Source organism: Mesorhizobium sp. M7A.F.Ca.CA.004.12.1.1, from assembly GCF_003997835.1.
GTDB lineage: Bacteria > Pseudomonadota > Alphaproteobacteria > Rhizobiales > Rhizobiaceae > Mesorhizobium.
In genome coordinates, this window is sequence record NZ_RZRK01000432.1 from 1 (window position 1) to 5,364 (window position 5,364).

The 5,364-nt window shown below is 57.8% G+C and carries 8 protein-coding genes and 3 pseudogenes; 8 read left to right on the forward strand and 3 right to left on the reverse strand.

Annotation, left to right across the window (positions count from 1 at the left end; genetic code table 11):
* Positions 1-129: 129 nt before the first annotated feature.
* Positions 130-1,032 carry a plasmid partitioning protein RepB C-terminal domain-containing protein gene (locus EN984_RS21575; RefSeq protein WP_127266851.1) on the forward strand — a complete coding sequence of 301 codons (903 nt, stop codon included), beginning with the start codon at positions 130-132 and terminating at the stop codon, positions 1,030-1,032.
* 365 nt (positions 1,033-1,397) lie between these two features.
* Here the strand turns inward: EN984_RS21575 and EN984_RS37800 are convergent, their stop codons facing one another.
* Entirely contained in the window at positions 1,398-1,553 is a 156-nt protein-coding gene (locus EN984_RS37800; protein WP_164748839.1) for a hypothetical protein, read from the reverse strand.
* Positions 1,554-1,595: 42 nt separating this feature from the next.
* Here EN984_RS37800 and EN984_RS21585 point away from each other — a divergent pair, with 42 nt between their 5' ends.
* From EN984_RS21585 to EN984_RS38915, 6 genes and pseudogenes are all read left to right on the forward strand, one after another.
* Complete coding sequence (locus tag EN984_RS21585; RefSeq protein ID WP_127266850.1) at positions 1,596-1,820, forward strand: hypothetical protein; 225 nt, start codon at positions 1,596-1,598, stop codon at positions 1,818-1,820.
* Positions 1,821-1,986: 166 nt separating this feature from the next.
* On the forward strand, positions 1,987-2,067 hold the full coding sequence (locus EN984_RS39525) for a hypothetical protein (protein ID WP_306256524.1): 81 nt from the start codon (positions 1,987-1,989) through the stop codon (positions 2,065-2,067).
* Between the two features lie 147 nt (positions 2,068-2,214).
* Complete coding sequence (locus tag EN984_RS38900; RefSeq protein ID WP_245465164.1) at positions 2,215-2,610, forward strand: hypothetical protein; 396 nt, start codon at positions 2,215-2,217, stop codon at positions 2,608-2,610.
* Positions 2,610-2,687 (forward strand): annotated as a pseudogene (locus EN984_RS38905) (hypothetical protein); the annotation flags it as partial. The gene EN984_RS38900 and the pseudogene EN984_RS38905, both read left to right, overlap by 1 nt.
* A pseudogene (locus EN984_RS39380) lies at positions 2,686-2,886 on the forward strand (HlyD family secretion protein); the annotation flags it as partial. The pseudogenes EN984_RS38905 and EN984_RS39380, both read left to right, overlap by 2 nt.
* A gap of 6 nt (positions 2,887-2,892) precedes the next feature.
* Positions 2,893-3,030, forward strand: a complete 138-nt coding sequence (locus EN984_RS38915; protein WP_245473048.1) for a hypothetical protein — start codon at positions 2,893-2,895, stop codon at positions 3,028-3,030.
* 769 nt (positions 3,031-3,799) lie between these two features.
* On the opposite strand, the gene EN984_RS21605 is transcribed toward EN984_RS38915, so the two are convergent.
* A complete protein-coding gene (locus EN984_RS21605) occupies positions 3,800-4,150 on the reverse strand; it encodes a hypothetical protein (RefSeq protein ID WP_236383564.1) in 351 nt (116 codons plus the stop codon).
* Between the two features lie 90 nt (positions 4,151-4,240).
* A pseudogene (locus EN984_RS39530) lies at positions 4,241-4,423 on the reverse strand (hypothetical protein); the annotation flags it as partial.
* 299 nt (positions 4,424-4,722) lie between these two features.
* Between EN984_RS39530 and EN984_RS21615 the strand changes: the two are divergent.
* Positions 4,723-5,364: CHASE domain-containing protein (locus EN984_RS21615; protein ID WP_245457025.1), on the forward strand; the 642-nt coding region annotated here is incomplete at its 3' end.

Genomic DNA, 5,364 nt, shown 5'->3' on the forward strand with positions numbered 1-5,364 from the left:
CCTGCTGTTTGTCACCCACGCCTTGCGGCAACTCATGGCAGAAGAGGCATTCCAGGATCTTCTTGCGGCGGAAGGACTGAACACCCTCCCACGAAACCTGGCGGCCCGGATCAGCAGAGTTGAGCCCGCATGACCGCAAAGCGTCCTACCGTTCCAGACATAAAATTCGCTTTTGAGCGCGCTACTATTTGCCTTCGTCTTGAAGACATCCAGCCGCTTCACCTGTTCACCGAAAGCGCCAGGGAAACTCCGAAATATCAACAGGTCAGGTCGTCCGTTCGCGAGATCGGGCTTGTGGAATTGCCCGTGGTTGCAAAGGACAAGGACACGCCGGGAAAGTACCTCTTGGTCGACGGCCACATGCGCATCGAGATATTGCGGGAGATGGGCGACACTGAGGTTGATTGTTTGGTCGCCAACGATGACGAGGCATTCACCTACAACAAACGGGTAAGCCGGCTGGCGACGATCCAGGAACACTTCATGATCCTGAAGGCCATCGACAGCGGCGTCCCGGAAGAGACCATCGCGAGAACCCTCAATGTCAACATCGGCCAAATCAGGCTTAAAAAACATCTGCTGAAAGGGATATGCCCGGAAGCGATCGACATGCTCAAGGACCGCTTCGTTCCGACCAACACGTTCATCGAACTGCGAAAGCTGGCAGCCGTGCGCCAGATCGAGGCGGCGCAACTGATGATCGCCATGAACAAGTTCTCGATCAACTACGCAAAATCCCTGGTCGGCGCGACCCCGCCCTCCCAGCTTGCCGATACGTCGCAGCCGAAAAAGCTAGCCGGACTGAGCGATGCGCAGATCGCATTGATGGAAAACGAATCAACCAAACTCGATAAGGAATACCAGCTTGTCGAGGAGAGCTATGGATCCGACCACCTGGATCTGGTGGTGGCCAGGGGGTATCTCTGCCGGTTGCTGGAGAACGCCCGTGTCGTTCGATATCTCGCGCAGAGTTTCCCGGAGATTCTTTCCGAATTTCAGAAAATGACCACTTCTGCCCAAATGCCTGTCTAATTTCTGCGAAGAGGCACTACCACTGACAACGTCAGCAATCCGCCCGACCTGGGGATGATGCCTTGCCGCTTGTTTTCCAAAAGGGTCGTGGTAAGGGCCTCGGCTCGGGGCGCACGCCCTGATGACCGGGCGTGCCATTCGACGGCAACTACTTGCAGCCCGTGTGGCCATCTCAATCGAGGATGCCCGGCCTTTCTCAGATTCGCCAGGAGTCTGCAGGGGCATCATTGTAGCTGATAGATGACTGCTCGGCCGTCGAGGGTCGCGACTTTGCCGATGCTCGTCCGCAGTGTTTCGTCCCGCACCCGCTGAACTATCTCGGATAGCTGGGCACGATTGGACCAGCCTGTGCTGATACTAGAGGTCTAATTGTATCCGAGCAGGTGACGCAATCCGACAATCGGCAGATAGACGGTCCAAATCATGCCGATGGCGGCGGCAACTCCAAGGCCAATCGCGGGAGCCCAAGCCTTCCATTGCATCTGGAGCCGCGCTGCTAATTCGGTCAAACTCCCTTCCATGGACGAATTCTCCCCAAATTTGATTCGAGAGGCGAAAGTACCATGAACGCCAAGACTGCCGCGCTTGCAATCGCCGCAACCGTTTGCATCGCTGGTTTCGCCTATTCCAGCGGTCATAAGGCCGGTCGTGTTTCTCAACTGAAGGACACCGTCACGGCCTACAACCGCCGCATGGGGATCGATGACAACGCAAACAGCCTCGGCCGCGTCGATCTCTGCCTGGAGCTTGGTGGCCTACTCGATGAGTGCGAGCGGCTAGACCGCTGATTTGCTCAACCGACTGATTTTTCCGCCCTCCTAACTTCACTGCCAAACTTAACAATTGCCCATCAGGCGGAAGGTACTAGCCATGACAGCCACTTTGCGCGGGCGCTTGCGCGCGTTTGAAATCTGACTCTGGTCAGACAATCCGTCCGATCCGGGCGGCGCGACCATGAAGGGTGTTACGCTGGCGAATTTCCGCCGCTATTTGAAAGCCGATGCCACAAGACGACCTGAAGAAGATCACCGATGACCAGGTGACGACGGTCCGATGCCTGACCATGTGAACGTCCGATCCACTGGCAACGCGCTGGATTGAAGCTCCTCCGAATGGTCATCAGCAGCAAAGTGTTCCCGCCATTTCAGCAGAAGCAACAAAACATCCGTGCAGCGCGCCTCGATGGCCGGCGCCAGACAGATCCTCGAGCGGCGGATTGCCGAGCTCGAGGAGCAGATCCAGGGCAAGCAGGCCCGGGTCCAATCCTACCAGGCCCAGATGCAATCGACCATCGACGAGAAGGCCAGCCTGTCAAAGCTGCTCAAGGCTGGATTGACCACCCGCCCGCGCATTCTGGAATTGGAACGATCGGCCTCGGATCTGCAGGGCCTAATCGACGAGAACCTCGGCGCTATAGCCGGCAGCCAACAGAGCAAAGCCGAACTCAACGGGCAGATCGCCCAATTGACCTATGAGCGCCGAGCCAAACTATCAGCCATGCTGATCGATACGCAATCGAACCTTGCCGTGCTGCCATGGACCGAGCCGAAGGGCGCGCGCCTTATGACGGCCAGGTGATGGATCTCAGCGTCTTCTCGATCGGCGCGATCGTTTCGCCGGGCCAGACTATCCTCGATATCGTTCCGACCGAAAATTCGCTGGTCGTCCCTCAGATTCGCGTCGAGGACATATCGAACCTGCGACCCGGTATGGCGTGCCGAAGTTCGTTTCACATCCTACAAACAGCGCTCAATACCCATAATTCATGGTCGCGTCACCCGCATTTCGGCGGATCGCATTACCGACAGCAAGACCGGGTTTCCCTACTATCTTGCCGACGTAGCAGTCGACCCGGTGGAATTGGCTGCAGCCCCACAGATTGCGCTTTATCCGGGCATGCCGGCGTCAGTCATGATCGTCACCGAGGAACGCACCGCGCTCGACTATGTGCTAGGTCCGTTGGTTGTGTCGTTCCACTCCGCCTTTCGCCAGAAATAATAGGAGTTCGCGCCTATTCTTCGCGCTGGCCAACTGGTGAACCGCCGCGTCGAAGCCTCTGCGAGCATCGCTTCGAAGGCGCTTCAGGTCCTCTTGTTGGTGGTCGGCCTCGGGCGCACAACTTCCAAATCAATCTTGTTTGGCAGGTCTGGCCCTGCACTCTTGATAGCGGTGGTCATTCGGTGAGCAGGCGGGATGATGACCATCCGGACGTGTCGTTCAGGCCAGAGCGGCTTCCCGAAAATCAGAAAAAAGACAGCTATCAGGATGATGACCAATCCCGCTGCAAACGCGTTCGCGATGATCTCACCAGGATGCATGCGCTCTCCATGAATGAGTACCCGCCACGCCAAGCGAGCCGTGGCGGGTAATCAACCAACCGACGATGAAGACAATGATCGACGGTCACATTTCCAAATGTGGAAAAGGCTCCGTTGTTTCATGGGTCAGACCTTTGCGCTTCCATGTTGGGCTTTAGTCGGATCCGAGCAAGAAGGTGGTAGCAGTGCCAGCGCGAAGGCCCGTCACTGACCAGCAATGACGGGACCTGCCCCGTCGGGACACTTGGCCCGGGGTCGCAAGCGAAGCTACGAACGATCTTAAGAGGCATTCCCACTGACACCGTCAGCAATCCCCCCGACATGAGGATGATGCCTGCTTGCCGCTGGTTCTCCAGAAGGGTCTTGGCAAGTGCCTCAACTCTGGGGCGCGCGCCCTGATAACCGGGCACGCCGTTCGACGGCACCTACTTGCTACCCGTGCGGCCATTTCAATCGAGGATGCCGGCCGTTCGCAAATTCGCGAGGAGTCTGGCAGGGGCATCATTGCAGCTGATAGAAGACTGCTCGGCCATGCTCAGCGAGCACCAGGCCGCTATTTCGGCAACCAAGGCCTCGCCTCCGTCAATGGACGCCGAAACAAGGTGTCCGTCGTTGCCCATGGCAATTGCAACAGTGCCGTCCGCGCCATATCCGATCGCCGCAATTCTTTGAAATCGCCGGTCGCCGTCGACACGGACGTCGAACAGCACCGAGCCGGCGGTCTTTTCCGCCGCGTCTTCCACGCGATCGGAAAACGGGCGATTCATACTGCCTAGATTTGACAGCGACTGTTCAAACAAGACGAGTTCCACGTACTGCGCATTCATGAAGCGACTATGAGCGCGCGGGAGCAGCCGGCAATCCTGCCGTCGCCATTTCACACAGGAAACCTAAGTTGGGAGGGCAATCGGATTTGACACAGGGCATGTCCTCACCCGAGTTCGTGTCTCCCGAACGTCGCTCCTTGAGTTGAAGGTTGCAACGGCATCGTCGAGGGCCGTGACTATGCCGATGTTCGTCCCTGATTTTCCGTGCCGCACCCGATGAACTATCTCGGATAGCTGGGCGCGATCGGTCGATACGCCAAGCCATTCGCGGGCGTTGCACCGGCCGGCCCCCGGGGTGGCACTCCCAGTGAGGAGGACCCAACCGCCCTCCGCACGAGCGGCAGAAGCGGCCGCTGGTCGAAGATTTCACCAAGAGTTTTGCTGGAGCCTTGCTTTCGCATCGTCAACAAGGACGAAGGCGAGCGCCAAAGTGCAGCCTTTCGGAACTTGGTGGCAGAGACCGGAAGCTTTTATGTAGCTTCGAAGTCTAAATTTAAGCAGTTCGTTCTAGGTTGACCGGTGGGCTTGTTGTCAAGGAAACGCAATTGGGTGGATCGGGCAGAGCAATTTTCAATTTCGAAGGCGCAAGAAAGGCAGTTTTTTCAACGGCCAACTTGCCGGCGGCAATTGCGGTCGCCGTGCTTGTGATTTGCGCGATTCTTGCCGACTTGCAGAACACGAAAGTCTCCGATCAGCTCGCGCGCGCCGAAGTCCAAGCCAAGGTCAATATCATCCGGGCCAAGCTCGAAGGCAATGTAAACGGTAACCTCCAACTCGTTCAGGGCCTGGTCTCGACTGTGGTTACGGAGCCGTATATGGGGCAGCAGAGATTTGCCTCCCTTGCCAGCAACCTGTTCCAACAGAAATCGCAGCTGCGCAACATCGCCGGTGCTCCCGATCTCGTCATCTCACTGATGTATCCCATGGAAGGCAACCAGAAGGCGATCGGGCTCGATTACCGAAAGAGCGAGGCGCAACGAACGGCCGCGCTTCGCGCGCGCGACCTTGGCATTCTTGTGCTGGCAGGTCCCGTCGATCTGGCCCAGGGAGGGCGGGGCTTTGTCGGCCGCATTCCCGTCTTTGTGCCGACGGCGGGCGGCGGCAGCCGCTTCTGGGGCATCATCTCGGCCGTCATCGATGTCCACCAGCTCTACGCGGCAAGTGGCCTGAATGACCCCGGGCTAGAC